12 protein-coding genes and 1 tRNA gene are annotated in these 13,722 nt (G+C 64.1%); 9 read left to right on the top strand and 4 right to left on the bottom strand.

The genetic code is table 11. The features are described 5' to 3' along the window. The first annotated feature begins 66 nt into the window (after nt 1-66). The 5 genes from paoA to MU848_RS02010 all read left to right on the top strand — a co-directional run bounded on the left by paoA (nt 67) and on the right by MU848_RS02010 (nt 6,775). Nucleotides 67-702 (top strand): aldehyde dehydrogenase iron-sulfur subunit PaoA, encoded by a 636-nt coding sequence (gene paoA, locus MU848_RS02030; RefSeq protein ID WP_247229897.1) that lies wholly within the window; start codon nt 67-69, stop codon nt 700-702. After that, on the top strand, nt 699-1,649 hold the full coding sequence (locus MU848_RS02025; RefSeq protein WP_247229895.1) for an FAD binding domain-containing protein: 951 nt from the start codon (nt 699-701) through the stop codon (nt 1,647-1,649). Before paoA ends, MU848_RS02025 begins: the two co-directional genes overlap by 4 nt. Then, entirely contained in the window at nt 1,646-3,862 is a 2,217-nt protein-coding gene (gene paoC, locus MU848_RS02020) for an aldehyde oxidoreductase molybdenum-binding subunit PaoC (protein WP_247229893.1), read from the top strand. Before MU848_RS02025 ends, paoC begins: the two co-directional genes overlap by 4 nt. 57 nt (nt 3,863-3,919) lie before the next feature. Then, nucleotides 3,920-5,932 (top strand): TonB-dependent receptor plug domain-containing protein, encoded by a 2,013-nt coding sequence (locus tag MU848_RS02015; RefSeq protein ID WP_247229891.1) that lies wholly within the window; start codon nt 3,920-3,922, stop codon nt 5,930-5,932. A gap of 81 nt (nt 5,933-6,013) precedes the next feature. Next, a complete protein-coding gene (locus MU848_RS02010) occupies nt 6,014-6,775 on the top strand; it encodes a Crp/Fnr family transcriptional regulator (RefSeq protein ID WP_247229889.1) in 762 nt (253 codons plus the stop codon). 47 nt (nt 6,776-6,822) lie between these two features. Here the strand turns inward: MU848_RS02010 and MU848_RS02005 are convergent, their stop codons facing one another. Continuing rightward, a complete protein-coding gene (locus tag MU848_RS02005; RefSeq protein ID WP_247229887.1) occupies nt 6,823-7,803 on the bottom strand; it encodes a GGDEF domain-containing protein in 981 nt (326 codons plus the stop codon). A 112-nt stretch (nt 7,804-7,915) separates the two neighbouring features. Then, nucleotides 7,916-7,990: transfer RNA gene (locus MU848_RS02000), tRNA-Thr, on the bottom strand. A gap of 86 nt (nt 7,991-8,076) precedes the next feature. Here MU848_RS02000 and MU848_RS01995 point away from each other — a divergent pair. Next, the gene (locus tag MU848_RS01995; protein WP_247229885.1) at nt 8,077-8,250 is read left to right on the top strand and encodes a hypothetical protein; all 174 of its coding nucleotides are present in this window, start codon (nt 8,077-8,079) and stop codon (nt 8,248-8,250) included. 8 nt (nt 8,251-8,258) lie between these two features. On the opposite strand, the gene MU848_RS01990 is transcribed toward MU848_RS01995, so the two are convergent. After that, the gene (locus MU848_RS01990) at nt 8,259-10,040 is read right to left on the bottom strand and encodes an aminopeptidase P family protein (protein ID WP_247229883.1); all 1,782 of its coding nucleotides are present in this window, start codon (nt 10,038-10,040) and stop codon (nt 8,259-8,261) included. A 106-nt stretch (nt 10,041-10,146) separates the two neighbouring features. Between MU848_RS01990 and MU848_RS01985 the strand changes: the two genes are divergently transcribed. The 3 genes from MU848_RS01985 to MU848_RS01975 all read left to right on the top strand — a co-directional run bounded on the left by MU848_RS01985 (nt 10,147) and on the right by MU848_RS01975 (nt 13,391). Then, nucleotides 10,147-12,207, top strand: a complete 2,061-nt coding sequence (locus MU848_RS01985) for a S9 family peptidase (RefSeq protein ID WP_247229881.1) — start codon at nt 10,147-10,149, stop codon at nt 12,205-12,207. 78 nt (nt 12,208-12,285) lie between these two features. Then, nucleotides 12,286-12,684, top strand: a complete 399-nt coding sequence (locus MU848_RS01980) for an acyl-CoA thioesterase (RefSeq protein ID WP_247229879.1) — start codon at nt 12,286-12,288, stop codon at nt 12,682-12,684. A gap of 89 nt (nt 12,685-12,773) precedes the next feature. Further along, nucleotides 12,774-13,391, top strand: coding sequence for a hypothetical protein (locus MU848_RS01975; RefSeq protein ID WP_201515816.1), 618 nt, complete (start codon nt 12,774-12,776; stop codon nt 13,389-13,391). A gap of 52 nt (nt 13,392-13,443) precedes the next feature. Here MU848_RS01975 and MU848_RS01970 read toward each other — a convergent pair whose 3' ends face one another. After that, the gene (locus tag MU848_RS01970; protein ID WP_247229877.1) at nt 13,444-13,722 is read right to left on the bottom strand and encodes a hypothetical protein; all 279 of its coding nucleotides are present in this window, start codon (nt 13,720-13,722) and stop codon (nt 13,444-13,446) included.

The following is a 13,722-nucleotide window of genomic DNA, read 5'->3' as shown; positions in this document are numbered from 1 at the left end:
TTCTGGTCCGCAGCGGGATCGTCCATGATCCTGCTTCGTATTGGGCATGGCAGGAGGAACAACCTTATGGCGCCAGATCATGTGACTCGCCGTGCGGTTTTGCAGGGCGGGGGAGCGGCCATGGCGTTGCCGGGCGTAGCGGGCGCTGAAACGGGGGCAATGCTGTCCCCGGAATCGAACAGGGAAAAAGACATGTCCACCGTCGAGTTCACCGTGAACGGCGATCGCGTTCAGCTCCAGCTGGATCCGCGCACCACATTGCTGGACGCCCTGCGTGAGCATCTGCAACTCACAGGTACGAAGAAGGGGTGCGATCACGGCCAATGCGGCGCTTGCACGGTCCTTGTCGAGGGCCAGCGGATCAACAGCTGCCTGACGCTGGCCGTCATGCATGAAGGCGACTCCGTTACCACGATAGAAGGGCTGGGAACGCCGGAAAAGCTGCATCCGATGCAGCGAGCCTTCGTCACGCATGATGGCTATCAATGCGGTTATTGCACGCCCGGCCAGATCTGTTCGGCTGTCGCTGTCCTGGGGGAGATCGAGGCAGGCATTCCCAGCCACGCGACGGAGGATCTGGAGCAAGTCGTCCTGTCCGACGCGGAATTGCGCGAAAGGATGAGCGGGAATATCTGCCGCTGCGCCGCCTATCCCAACATCATCGCGGCGATCCGCGACGTCGCAACGGGGGACGAGGCATGAAGCCCTTCACCTACAGCCGCGCCGCCAGCGTCGAGGATGCCGTGGCTGCCGCTTCTTCCGGCGGGCGCTTCATCGCGGGCGGGACCAATTTGCTGGACCTTATGAAGCTCCAGATCGAAACGCCTTCGCACCTTATCGATGTCAACCACCTGGGGCTGGACCGGATCGAGCGCACACCCGAAGGCGGCTTGCGGATCGGCGCCATGGTCCGCAACACCGCGCTGGCCGCGCACCCGGATGTCCGGCGCGACTATGCGGTGCTCAGCCGGGCGCTGCTTGCCGGAGCGTCGGGTCAGCTGCGCAACAAGGCGACGACCGCGGGAAATCTGCTTCAGCGCACCCGTTGCCCCTATTTCTATGACACGCGCATGCCCTGCAACAAGAGGAAGCCCGGCAGCGGGTGCGGAGCGCTGAAGGGGGTCAGCCGCAGCCTGGCGATCGTCGGCACGAGCGACGCCTGTATCGCGCAGCATCCGTCCGACATGGCCGTGGCGATGCGGGTGCTGGATGCAGCGGTGGATACGGTGGCGGCGGACGGTACGCGTCGTTCCATACCCATTGCCGACTTCCACCTGCTGCCGGGTGATACGCCGCACATTGAAAACCAGCTGAAGCCGGGCGAGCTCATCACGTCGGTGACCTTACCGAAGCCCCTTGACGGGACCCATGTCTATCGCAAGGTGCGGGATCGCAGTTCCTATGCCTTCGCCCTCGTCTCGGTTGCGGCAGTGTTTGACGCGCAGGGCGGCTCCCGCTTCGCCTTCGGCGGCATCGCGCCCAAGCCATGGCGGGTTGCGGCGGCTGATGCAGCTGCCGCGGCAGGGCCGGGAGAGGTCGCGCAGGCGGCGCTGGCCGATGCCCGGCCGACGGCGCAAAACGCCTTCAAGCAACAGCTTGTTGCCGGCACCCTTACATCTCTCTTCCGGCAAAAGGAGGCGCGGCCATGAAGTTCGACACGCCTGCGACCACCAACCCGATCGATCGCGGCCGGGTTGTCGGCGTGGCGCACGACCGGATCGACGGGCCTGCCAAGGTCGCCGGAACTGCGCCCTACGCCTATGAGCGCCATGACGCCGCGCCTCAGGCCGCCTATGGCTGGATCGTCGGATCGGCGATCGCCAAGGGTAAGATCGACGCCATGGACCTGCGAGCGGCGCAATCCGCGCCGGGGGTGCTTGCCATCGTCACGCATCAGAATGCAGGACCGCTGGGCAAGGGCGCCAGGAACACCGCCCATCTGCTGGGCGGCCCGATCATCGAACATTATGATCAGGCGGTCGCGCTGGTGATCGCGGACAGTTTCGAAAATGCGCGAGACGCGGCGCGCCTTTTGCGGATCGATTACAGCCCGGAGAAGGGCCGCTACGACCTTGCCGCCGAACGCGGCCATGCCACCGTTCCCAAGGAAGGCTTTGGCGGCCCTGCCGACACAGCCGCCGGAAACTTCGAAGCGGGCTTCGCAAGGGCCGCGGTGAAGGTGGACCAAAGCTACACGACGCCAGACCAGAGCCATGCGATGATGGAGCCGCATGCCACGACGGCGGCCTGGGATGGTGACCGCCTGACCTTGTGGACATCCAATCAGATGGTGGCCTGGGCAGTAGAAGACATGGCGGCCACGCTAAAGATCCCCAAGGACAAGATCCGTGTCGTCACCCCCTATATCGGCGGCGGCTTTGGTGGAAAGCTGTTCCTGCGGGCAGATGCCCTGCTCGCCGCCCTGGGCGCGCGCGCGGCGGGCCGACCCGTCAAGGTGGCGCTGGCCCGCCCGCAAATCCCGAACAATACGACCCATCGCGCCGCGACCATCCAGCGTATCCGCATCGGCGCGGATCGCGACGGCATCATCGGCGCGATTGGCCATGAAGTCTGGTCGGGTGATCTGCCCGGCGGCGGGCCGGAGGTGGCGGCACAGCAGACGCGGCTGCTCTATCGCGGGACCGATCGGCTCACCGCCCATCGTCTGGCAGAACTCGACTTGCCGGAAGCCAATGCCATGCGCGCGCCGGGGGAAGCGGTGGGCCTGCTGGCGCTGGAAATCGCGATGGATGAACTGGCGGAGGCGACCGGCGTCGATCCGGTCGAGCTGCGCATTCGCAACGATGTGCAATATGATCCCGAAGCCGGGCCGCAGCGTCCCTTTTCCAGCCGCAAGTTCGTCGAATGCCTGCGTCAGGGTGCAGAGCGCTTCGGCTGGGAACGGCGCGTGCCGCAGCCGGGGCGGGTGAGGGACGGGCGCTGGCTGGTCGGCATGGGCATGGCCGCGGCCTTCCGCAACAATCTCGTTGCGAAGTCGGGCGCGCGGGTCGGCATCGACGGGCGTGGCCATGTCGTGGTCGAAACCGACATGACCGATATCGGCACGGGCAGCTACACCATCCTGGCGCAGACCGCCGCGGAAATGCTGGGGGTGCCGATTGAGGCAGTCACGGTGCGCCTGGGCGACAGCCTCTTCCCCAAATCGGCGGGATCGGGCGGGCAGTTCGGCGCGAACAGCGCGACGGCGGGCCTTTATGCCGCATGCGTCGCCCTGCGTGAGAAGCTTGCCGCTAAAGCAGGCTTCCCCGCGAACGAGGCGGTGTTCGAAGACGGGCTTGTGCGGCTCGGCAATCAGTCGCAACCGATCGGCGCGCTGGCCGGCGAAGAGGGCATGTGGGCCGAGGATCGGATCGAATTCGGCAAGTTGACGCAGGATTATGCGCAAGCGACCTTCGGCGCCCATTTTTGCGAGGTCGGGGTGGATATCGATACGGCCGAAGTCCGGGTGCGGCGCATGGGCGGCGCCTTCGCTGCGGGACGCATCCTCAACCCGAAATCCGCGCGCAGCCAGGTCATCGGGGCGATGACCATGGGTGTCGGCGCGGCGCTAATGGAGGAACTGCATGTCGACAAGCGCTTCGGTTTCTTCGTCAATCACGACATGGCGGAATATCTCGTCCCCGTGCATGCCGACATTCCCGAACAGGATGTGCTCTTCCTTGACGAACTGGATGATAAAAGTTCGCCGATGAAGGCCAAGGGCGTAGGGGAACTCGGTATTTGCGGTGCAGGCGCGGCAGTTGCGAACGCGATCTACAACGCTACCGGGATCCGCCTGCGCGACTATCCGCTCACCATCGACAAGCTTCTGGCGCAACGCGAAGGATCGGCCCTGGCCTGAGTTCGCAAATTGTCCCTTACGTTGTCAGGGTGAGAGGGCACGGCTATGGGCGTGGTCATGAAAGCTGGCTCTCTTTGGCTGTTGCCCGTCCTGCTGCCATCCGCCGCATTGGCCCAGCCCGACGACCGCGGCAGCGCCCAGGCGCGCATCGTCATCACCGGCACCGGTTTGCCCTTGCCGCCGGGCACTCCCGCCTATGGGTCGGTACAGATCGAACGGGATCGCCTCCTCGATAGTGCCTCCGGTCGGATCGAGACCATTCTGACAGACGTGGCGGGGTTCCAGCAGTTCCGGCGATCCGACAGCCGGTCGGCGAACCCGTCCGCGCAGGGCGCGAGCTTGCGAGCCTTGGGCGGCAACGCGTCCAGCCGTACGCTGGTGCTTCTGGACGGCGTGCCCATGGCTGACCCCTTTTTCGGCTATATCCCCTTCAGCGCGCTGGTTCCGGAGCGGCTTTCCGCTGCCCGCGTGACTCGTGGCGGTGGTGTCGGCGCATTCGGCGCGGGGGCGGTGGCCGGGACCATCGAACTGGCAAGCGCCACGCGTGATCAGTTGCCGATGCTTTCCGCCACGGCGCTTTACGGCAGCCGGGACGCGACCGAATTGTCCGCCAGCCTCACCCCGGACCTTGGCGGAGGCTTCCTGTCCCTCTCTGGCCGCTGGGACAGGGGCGACGGCTTTCAAACGACACCTCGCGACCAGCGCGTGTCAGCGACGGTTCCTGCTGCCTATGATGGCTGGTCGGCCAATCTTCGCGCGGTTGTTCCGATTTCCACGAGTGACGAACTGCAATTCCGCACGACCATGTTCCATGACGAGCGAACGCTGCGCTTTCGCGGCGCCGACAGCCTGAGCGAAGGGCAGGATGCCAGCATCCGCTATGTGTCGCGCGGCCGGTGGCAGGTCGATGCCCTGGCCTATGTTCAGGCCCGCAACTTTTCGAACATCGTTATCTCGTCCAACCCGCCCTTCCGCAAGACGCTCGATCAGCGCAGCACCCCCTCGACCGGCATCGGCGGCAAGATCGAACTGCGGCCGCCGGTGGGGCAGGATCATCTGTTGCGTGTTGGCATCGATAGCCGCTTCGCCATGGGCGACATGTTCGAGGATGCCTATAGCGCCGCGACCGGATTGGTGACCGCACGCCGCCACGCCGGGGGACGGCAGCGGACGATCGGCATGTTCGCCGAAGACGATTGGACCCTTGGCAGTCTTGTTCTGACGGGCGGTGTGCGGGCGGACCGCTGGACGATCAGCGACGGCTTTTTCCGCGTGGCGGGCTCGCCTGCAAACAGTGCCGATTTCAAAAACCGTTCCGGCTGGGAGACTTCAGCACGTGCGGGTGCTTTGCTCCATGTCGACAAGCATATCGCCGTGCGCGCGGCGGCTTATACCGGCTTCCGCCTGCCGACTCTGAACGAGCTGTACCGGCCTTTCGTCATTTTCCCCGTCACGACGCAGGCGAACCCCGTGCTGGAACCCGAAAAGCTGAAAGGGGTGGAGGCCGGTGCCGATCTCAATCCCTTGAAAGGGCTCTCGCTCTCGGCCACCGCCTTCTACAACAGGCTGGATAACGCCATCGCCAATGTCACCATTGGCACCAACCTCCGCAGGCGCGACAATGTGGACGCGATCGTTGCAAAGGGGGTCGAACTGACCGCCAGCGGCCGTTTGGGCGCGATGTCCCTGTCCGCATCCTATGCTTACAGCCACAGCACGGTTCGCGCGCCGGGCAATCTGTTCGACAGCTTGTCCCCGGCGCAAACTCCGCGCCATGCCGCCAGCGCCACCGTGGCCTGGCAGCTGCGGCAGGGGCCACGCCTGTCCGCAACCCTGCATTATGTCTCGGCCCAATATGAAGATGATCTGCATGCCGATCGCCTTCCCGGCGCCCTCACCCTCGATGCTGTCGCGCGCCTGCCGGTCGGGCGCGGCTTGGAGTTGATCGCGCGGGGTGAGAACCTCTTCGACCAGGAGGTGCTGACCCGCCGTGTCACCGGCAGCACGGGCGTCTCGGAGGATCTCGGCACGCCCCGAACCTTGTGGATCGGCCTCACCGTTTCGCGCTGAATCTCGCGCTTCTTGCTCCATTTTAAAGAGAGGGGGCCTGCGCTTTGCTAGAGCGGCCGGATTGATCCGCTCCGAGGTTCCGTGCGCGCAGTTCCAGACGACTCTTCTCCGCTAGCTTTCTCGCAGGCCCGACTGGCTGAATTTCGCTCGCCAAGCCCGGCAGAGCTCGAAATCTTTTCCAGCCTGGCTGGCCCGGTTCAGCAGATCGCGCGCAATCGGACGATCCGGCGCGAAGGAGACGCTCCACAGTCGGTCTATCTGCTGCTGGATGGCTGGGCGCTCAGCAGCATGACGCTGGCCGATGGCGGCAGGCAGATATTGAAGGTGCATTTGCCCGGCGATATCCTGGGCACGCCCAGCATGGCGCTAGACAAGGCCGCGGAAACCTTGACGGCGCTCACGCCCGTCAAGCTGCGCTCGGTCAGCTTGTCGGCATTCGGCAGCCTTTTCACGCGCGCGCCACACATGGCGGCTCTCATGTTCCTTAGCGTGCAGCAGGAGCGCGTGATGCTGATGGACCGGCTCTGCTCGATCGGCCGGACCTCTGCCGAATGCCGTCTCGCCGATTTTCTGGTTCACCTGCACAGCCGTTTGAGCGTGATACAGCCTGGCATTGGCCCGCGTTTCGAACATCCTTTGACGCAGGAGCAGATCGGCGACGTCATCGGCCTGACCGCCGTTCACGTGAACCGCGTCTTCCGGACGCTTGAGGACAAGAAACTGATCCTGCGGGACGGCCACATGATCGAACTGCTCGATATGCCGGCCTTGCGTAAGCTCAGCGGCGTGCCGTCCCGTACGCTGGCGCAGGATTTAAGCTGGTTGCCAAAGCCGCTCCCCTGAGGGGCGGAGCTCTGCTGGGAGGGAGATAAGCCGGACAGCTGCCGTGCTTATCCCCTGAGAACCATGTTCCGTCCTTGAGCCTTGGCCCGGTACAGTGCCGCATCGGCTGAATTGAGCGCGTTGCTCCACTCTGCGCCTTCATTGACGAGCGCAACCCCGGCCGAGAAGGTGATCGCCCCCATCGGCTCGTCGGTCTCACGCAGCTTGAAGGCGCGTTGCCCGAGCGCGCGGCGGGCGTCATCCAACAGTTCGACCGTGTCGTCGAGCGCATGTCCCTGCACGACCACCAGAAATTCCTCGCCACCCCAGCGGCCCACCAGTTGGCCGCCGCAGCTTTCCACCAGGGAAGTGGCGACCATCTTCAGCACCCGGTCACCCACCGCATGGCCATATCGATCGTTCACACGCTTGAAATGGTCAACGTCGCAAATCGCCACGGCATGGGGCAGCTTTCCCTTCTGCAACCGGTCCATCGCTGCTTCCAGCGCCCGGCGGTTGGGCAGGCCGGTCAAGGCATCGAGGTTGGCGTCATGGCGTGCGGTGTCCAGTTCCTGCCGAAGAACCTCAACCTCCCTCGCGGCAGCTGCAAGGTCCTGCTCGGCCCGCAATGAACGCTCGATCATGTCGGAGATTATCAGTCCGATCCCGGCCGCATCCTTGTCGGCCAGCTTCTCATAGCCTGTGCTGAGGTCGCGGTTGAAATCCCCGGTCCGCTCGGCAGCGCTGCTTGCCACCTCTGCCAGGCGAAGCAGTTGGTGGCGCGTCTGGTTCCTCAATGCGTCGGTCGCATGCGCGCCCCCAGCGCCGCCCAGGCTGCCGACACAGCGCATGAAGATATCGTCCGCCTGCTGCTGACTCATCCGAATGCCGCCGTCAGTCGCGTCATTGACGGCTTTGGACAGCGCTTCATTGGAGCCGCTTTTCAGCACATAGCCCATCGCATAATTTTGCGGTGTGGGCGCAAGACTTTGACGCTGAAGAAAAGTCAAAACCTCATGCGCAACGGACTGTTGCTCACGCACCTTCATCCCCCGAATCCCCCGATTCCAAGGTAAATCAAATAATATAGATTAGTTGCCGCAACAACGATCAATAAAGGGAAAATATAGCTTGGCTGATCTACTTTAGCCTGCTGGGAAATGGTGCTGCCGGCGAGGATTGAACTCGCGACCTCAGCCTTACCAAGGATGCGCTCTACCACTGAGCTACGGCAGCACTTTCACCATCGCGCAATGCCTTTCGGCTTGCGGAGCCGGGCCTATGGCCGCGCGCGTCCCGCTTGTCAAGGCGGGTTGCGGTGGATGCAGCAATTTGCTTATGGCCCGGTGATGAGCAGTGGACAGGATGATCGCAAGGCAAGGCTGGCACAGGCGTTGCGGGACAATCTGCGCCGCCGCAAGGCGCAGGCGAGAGAAGAGGCGGGCAGCCGTGAATCGCCGCCCTCTTCAGGCGAGGTGGGTCGGCACGGCGACTAAAGCGGCGATCACAAAGGCGCGCAAGCCTGCTCCAACCATAAAAGCGCGTCACCATCCAGTTGCGGGCCGACAATCTCGACGACCTTGGCATGATAGGCGTCCACCCACGCCCGCTCTTCTGCCGTCAATATGTCGACAGCGATGGCATTGCGGTCGATCGGCGCGAAGGTGAGAGTCTCGAAACCCAGCATCTCCCGCTCGGCTCCGGGCACATCGCGCCGTTCGACCAGCACCAGATTTTCGATGCGGATGCCATATTCGCCGGTCTTGTAATAGCCGGGCTCGTTTGAAAGGATCATGCCCGGTTGCAGCGGCTCGTCATTGCCGCCCGCCGTCGCGATGCGCTGCGGTCCTTCATGCACCGACAGGAAGCTGCCGACGCCATGGCCTGTGCCATGCGCATAATCCAATCCCTCGGCCCACAGGAACTGGCGCGCGAGGACATCAAGCTGGCTACCCCGCGTGCCTGTGGGAAATTGCGCCCGGGCAAGCGCGATATGGCCCTTCAGCACCAAAGTGAAGCGGCGCTTCATCTCCTCGCTTGGCGTGCCGATGGCGATCGTCCGGGTCACATCGGTCGTGCCGTCGCGATATTGGCCGCCTGAATCGACCAGATAGAAGGAACCCGGTTCGATCGGCCGGTTGGTCTTTTCCTCGACCCGGTAATGCACCACCGCGCCGTTGGGCCCGACCCCGCTGATCGTGTCGAAGGACAGGTCCTCCAGCAGCCCTGTCTCCTTGCGGAACGCCTCCAGTCGAGCGGCGGCGGAAAGCTCATCGACACCGCCCTTGGGCGTTTCGACCGCAATCCAATGGAGAAAGCGTGACAAGGCAGCCCCGTCACGCGCCTGCGCTGCCTTGTGCCCGGCTATTTCGACCGGGTTCTTGATCGCCTTGGGCAGCACGGCCGGATCGCGAACTGGCAAAATCGTCGCGCCGCCTACGTCCAGAGCCTCGAAGATCGCCGCCACCGCGCGTTCGGGATCGGCTGCCACCGTCTTGCCGGCCATATCCCGCAGCGCTCCGGCGAAGTCCGCGCGCGAACGCACCCGCACCGCATTGCCCAGATGCTGCACGACCGCCTCATCGATCTTCTCGGGCGCGACAAAGAGATCCGCCGTCGCATCATCATGCACGATCGCATAGGCCAGCGCGACCGGCGTGCGCGAGACGTCCTTGCCCCGGATGTTGAAGGCCCAGGCGATGGAATCAAGCGCCGACAGCACGACGGCATCCACCTTCTTCTCCGTCAGCCAATCGGCCATCGCCTGCCGCTTTTCCGCAGCGCTCTGGCCGGCATAGCGGTCCTCATGCACCACTAGCCGGGCGTCGCTGGGGGCGGGGCGGTCGGGCCACACGGCGTCCACCGGATTGGTTTCCACCGCCACCAGTTCCGCCCCGCGTTCCGCCAGCGCCTCGCTGGCCGCCTTCACCCATGCGCGGGTGTGCAGCCAGGGATCATAGCCGATCCGCCCGCCCTGCGGCGCGTGAACGCCAAGCCAGGCCGCGACGGAGGTCTGCGGCACGCTTTCGAACTGCCAGTGGGCGGCATCCACCTGCTCGCGCACTTGCAGCGTATAGCGCCCATCGACGAAGATCGCGGCTTCCTCCGGCAGCACCACCGCGCTTCCCGCCGATCCCTGAAAGCCGGTCAGCCAGGCAAGGCGCTGCGCATATTCGCCGACATATTCGCTCATATGCTCATCGGTCAGCGGCACGACAAAGCCGTCCAGCCGCTCGCGCACCAGTTGTTCACGCAGGGCTTTCAGACGGTCTTCATAAGCGGACATCGCATTTCCTTGATCGAGAACCCTTGCGCAGGGCATGCCGCCGCCAACATAAGCAGGCAAAGCCGCTTATGCCAGCGTGCCTCCGGCACAAGAATCAGGACCCTGAATGACCGTAAACAGCATGCCTCCTTCGGCCGCCCGCCGCCCGCACAGCTTCACGCGCCATGGGATCAAGGTGGAAGACCCGTGGGCGTGGCTGCGCGATCCGGGTTATCCGGACGTGAAGGACAAGGATGTCCTCACCTATCTGGAAGCGGAAAATGCCTTCTTCGAAAGCGCCATGCAGCCCCGCAAGCCGCTGACTGACGCGCTTTTTGCGGAGATGAAGGACCGCATCAAGGAAGATGACAGCTCCGTGCCGCAAAAGGATGGAGATTACGTCTACTGGCGGGCGTTCGAAACCGGCGCGCAATATCGCAAATGGTATCGCCGTCCCGTGGCGGGCGGCGAAGATCAATTGATCCTTGACGAGCCGTCGCTGGCGGAGGGGCATGAATATTTTCGCCTCGGCGCGCTGTCGGTCAGCCCGGACGGCCGCTATCTCGCCTATGCGATCGACAATAATGGGTCCGAACGGTTCGAAGCGCGGATCAAGGACCTGTTCACGGGCGAAATCCTGCCCGAAGTCATTCCCGATACGCTGTCCTCGCTCGTCTGGACCAGTGACAGCAAGGGGCTGCTCTACGGCATCGCCAACGATCAATGGCGCACCGACAATGCGCGGCTGCACTGGCTGGGCCAACCGGTCGAAAGCGATGTCGAACTGTTCCATGAGGATGACGACGGCTTTCGCGTGTCCGTTGGCCTCACCTCATCGGAAAAATGGATTGTCATCGCGACGGGGGACCATGTCACCACCGAAAGCTGGCTGCTTCCCGCTGACAATCCCTTGGCCCAGCCGCTGCTCGTCTCCGCGCGCAAGGCCGGGCGTGAATATGATGTCGATGAGCATGAAGGCACGCTCTACATTCGCACCAACGACACGCACCCCAATTTCCGGCTGGTGAAGGCGTCGCTGGAGGCTCCGGGCGAATGGTCGGAGGTGATCCCTGCCGATCCGCATTTCTACCTCACCGACTTCACCCTGTTCAAAACCTTCTACGTCACCGAAGGACGGCAGGACGGCCTCGACCAGATCGAACTGCGCGATTATGCCGCCCATTCGGCGAAGCGGCTTCCGTTCCCGGAGGCCAGCTATTCGGCCAGTCTTGACGACAATCCCGAATATGACGTGACGAAGCTGCGCATCGGCTATGAATCCATGGTCACGCCCGATACCATCTACGACTATCATCTCGCTACCGGCGAGCTTGAGGTTCTGAAGGTTCAGGAAATTCCTTCAGGCTATGACGCGACCCGCTACGCGACCGAGCGGCTGACCATCCCGGCGCGGGACGGCACGCCGATCCCGGTGTCGATCGTTTATCCCAAGGACCTGCCCCGCGACGGCAGCGCGCCGCTTCACCTCTACGGCTATGGCGCCTATGGCATCGCCATGGAGCCTGGCTTTTCAACGAGCCGCCTGTCGCTGCTCGACCGGGGTTTCGCCTTTGCCCTTGCCCATATCCGGGGCGGCGATGACCTTGGCCAGCAATGGTATCTCGACGGCAAGCTCGACAAGCGCACCAACACGTTCAACGACTTTGTCGATGTGGCGAAAGGCCTGATCGAGCGCGGCTATACGTCAAAGGGCCGGATCAGCATTTCCGGCGGCTCGGCTGGCGGCGAACTGATGGGGGCGGTGATCAATTCCGATCCTGAACTCTGGGGCGCGGTCGTCGCGCATGTCCCCTTCGTCGATGTGCTCAACACCATGCTGGACGAAAGCCTGCCGCTGACGCCCGGCGAATGGCCCGAATGGGGCAACCCGATCGAGGACAAGGCGGCGTTCGAAACCATCCTTGCCTATGACCCGTACAACAATGTGAAGCCGCAATCCTATCCGCCGCTGCTCGTTACCGCCGGTCTCAACGACCCGCGCGTCACCTATTGGGAACCGGCGAAATGGGTGGCAAAGCTGCGCGCGACCAAGACCGACCAGAATATCCTGCTGCTCAAGACCAATATGGGCGCGGGCCACGGCGGGAAATCGGGTCGCTTCGAAAGCCTGCAGGAAACCGCCGAGGAATTCGCCTTCATCCTCTGGCAGCTGGGCGTGTCCCAATAAGCCAATCTCCCCTCCCTCTTACGGGAGGGGCTGGGGGAGGGTGCGAGCGCAGCGAGCCATCAACGGAGCATCGGTAAAATGTCCTCCACCTACACCACCCAGATCACGGCAGGCTCCGAGCATATCGACATGCTCGGCCATGTGAACAACGCGGTCTGGGTGCGGTGGATGGAGCAGGTCGCGACCGAACATTGGACCCGCGACGCCGCGCCGGAGCACCTCGACGCCTATGTGTGGGTCGTGACCAGGCACGAGATCGACTATCGCGGCAATGTGCGGGAGGGAGAGACCGTAACCGCCCGCACCTGGATTCCAGAAGGGCCAAGGGGTGCACGGTTCGACCGCCACATGGAGTTCATCGGCCCTGACGGCAAGGTCAAGGTCAGCGCGAGATCGACCTGGGCTATCATCGACCGGACAAGCGGCCGCATCCTGCGCGTCCCCGCCGAAGTCGCCGCGCGCTTTCTGCCGGACTGACGGCGGCTCACCCCTCTCCAGCAACGGCGCATCTGGAACCCGGTTCGTTTCGGTACGTTACCCGGCTCTCAACATTGACAGGAGAGAATATGCGTAAATTCGGCTATTCCCTGCGCGCTCTTGCCGCGGCTTCGGCGCTTTTCCTCGCGAGCGGCCCCGCGCTCGCTGGTGACGAGGAACAGGCGCTCAAGGCGATCGCGCAGGCCCAGGGCAAGATCGACGCTGCCTCCAAATTGCAGGCTGGCCAGTTCGACCCGGCGGTACTCGCCCGCGCCCAGGCGTCGCTGCGCCTCGCTCAGGAACGGCTGAAGAGCGGCAAGGAACAGGACGCCATCAAGGCCGCCGTGGAGGCGCAAGGCTTCGCTGACACAGCCATCGGCCAGAGCCAGGCGAGCGTGAAGACGGATGCTCAGGTCCAGGCTTCGACCGCAGCGGCCGCGCAGCAGGATGCCGCCGCCGCGAACGCGCGTGCCGATGCCGCCGAGCGCGCTGCCGCATCCGCTGCTGCCGACGCGCAAGCCGCTCGCGCCGCTGCCGCGACGGTTCCCGCCGCCACCACCATCACGACCGAAACCGTGAAAACCGCGCCTGCGGCCACGGTGCGCAAGGCAGCGCCGGTGAAGCGCAAGGTCGTACGCAAGACCACTGCTGCTCCGGCTCGGGCAACGGTCGTCGAAAAAACCACGACCACCGTCACTAACCGCTGATCATTTCAGGAAAGCGGCCTCCGGTCTGGCGCCGGGGCCGCTTCCCTCACTCTCAGGAAAAGATGCCGACCGCCCCCGCCGCCCACAGCAGTGCGACCGCCAAGACAAGCGCGCCCGCTGCCGCGATCCGCTGCCAGCGCCCAGTAATCCGTCGCCCGCCCCGCTCATAGACGAGCGCAGCGCCGCTCAGAAGCGCGCCTGCCGCAAGGAAGTCCCACCCGGTCCAGCGCACCTCGTCGGTGAATTGCATCGCCACCAGTGGCACAGCCAACATAATGGCGATCACCACCCAAGGCGCGATCCGCCAGTTGTTCCGGATCGTCTGCGTCAT

The organism is Sphingobium agri, from assembly GCF_023051225.1.
Taxonomy (GTDB): domain Bacteria; phylum Pseudomonadota; class Alphaproteobacteria; order Sphingomonadales; family Sphingomonadaceae; genus Sphingobium; species Sphingobium agri.
The sequence above is the reverse complement of the archived record's forward strand: the minus strand, read 5'-3'. Positions and strand labels throughout refer to the sequence as shown.

Excerpts from the sequence above, each read along its gene's own strand:
- MU848_RS01975 (WP_201515816.1), top strand. The coding sequence starts at position 12,774 with ATGCGTAAATTCGGCTATTCCCTGCGCGCTCTTGCCGCGGCTTCGGCG.
- MU848_RS02025 (WP_247229895.1), top strand. The coding sequence starts at position 699 with ATGAAGCCCTTCACCTACAGCCGCGCCGCCAGCGTCGAGGATGCCGTG.
- MU848_RS02015 (WP_247229891.1), top strand. The coding sequence starts at position 3,920 with ATGAAAGCTGGCTCTCTTTGGCTGTTGCCCGTCCTGCTGCCATCCGCC.
- MU848_RS01985 (WP_247229881.1), top strand. The coding sequence starts at position 10,147 with ATGACCGTAAACAGCATGCCTCCTTCGGCCGCCCGCCGCCCGCACAGC.
- MU848_RS01990 (WP_247229883.1), bottom strand. The coding sequence starts at position 10,040 with ATGTCCGCTTATGAAGACCGTCTGAAAGCCCTGCGTGAACAACTGGTG.
- MU848_RS01995 (WP_247229885.1), top strand. The coding sequence starts at position 8,077 with ATGCAGCAATTTGCTTATGGCCCGGTGATGAGCAGTGGACAGGATGAT.
- MU848_RS01970 (WP_247229877.1), bottom strand. The coding sequence starts at position 13,722 with ATGACGCAGACGATCCGGAACAACTGGCGGATCGCGCCTTGGGTGGTG.
- MU848_RS02005 (WP_247229887.1), bottom strand. The coding sequence starts at position 7,803 with ATGAAGGTGCGTGAGCAACAGTCCGTTGCGCATGAGGTTTTGACTTTT.
- paoA (WP_247229897.1), top strand. The coding sequence starts at position 67 with ATGGCGCCAGATCATGTGACTCGCCGTGCGGTTTTGCAGGGCGGGGGA.
- MU848_RS01980 (WP_247229879.1), top strand. The coding sequence starts at position 12,286 with ATGTCCTCCACCTACACCACCCAGATCACGGCAGGCTCCGAGCATATC.
- paoC (WP_247229893.1), top strand. The coding sequence starts at position 1,646 with ATGAAGTTCGACACGCCTGCGACCACCAACCCGATCGATCGCGGCCGG.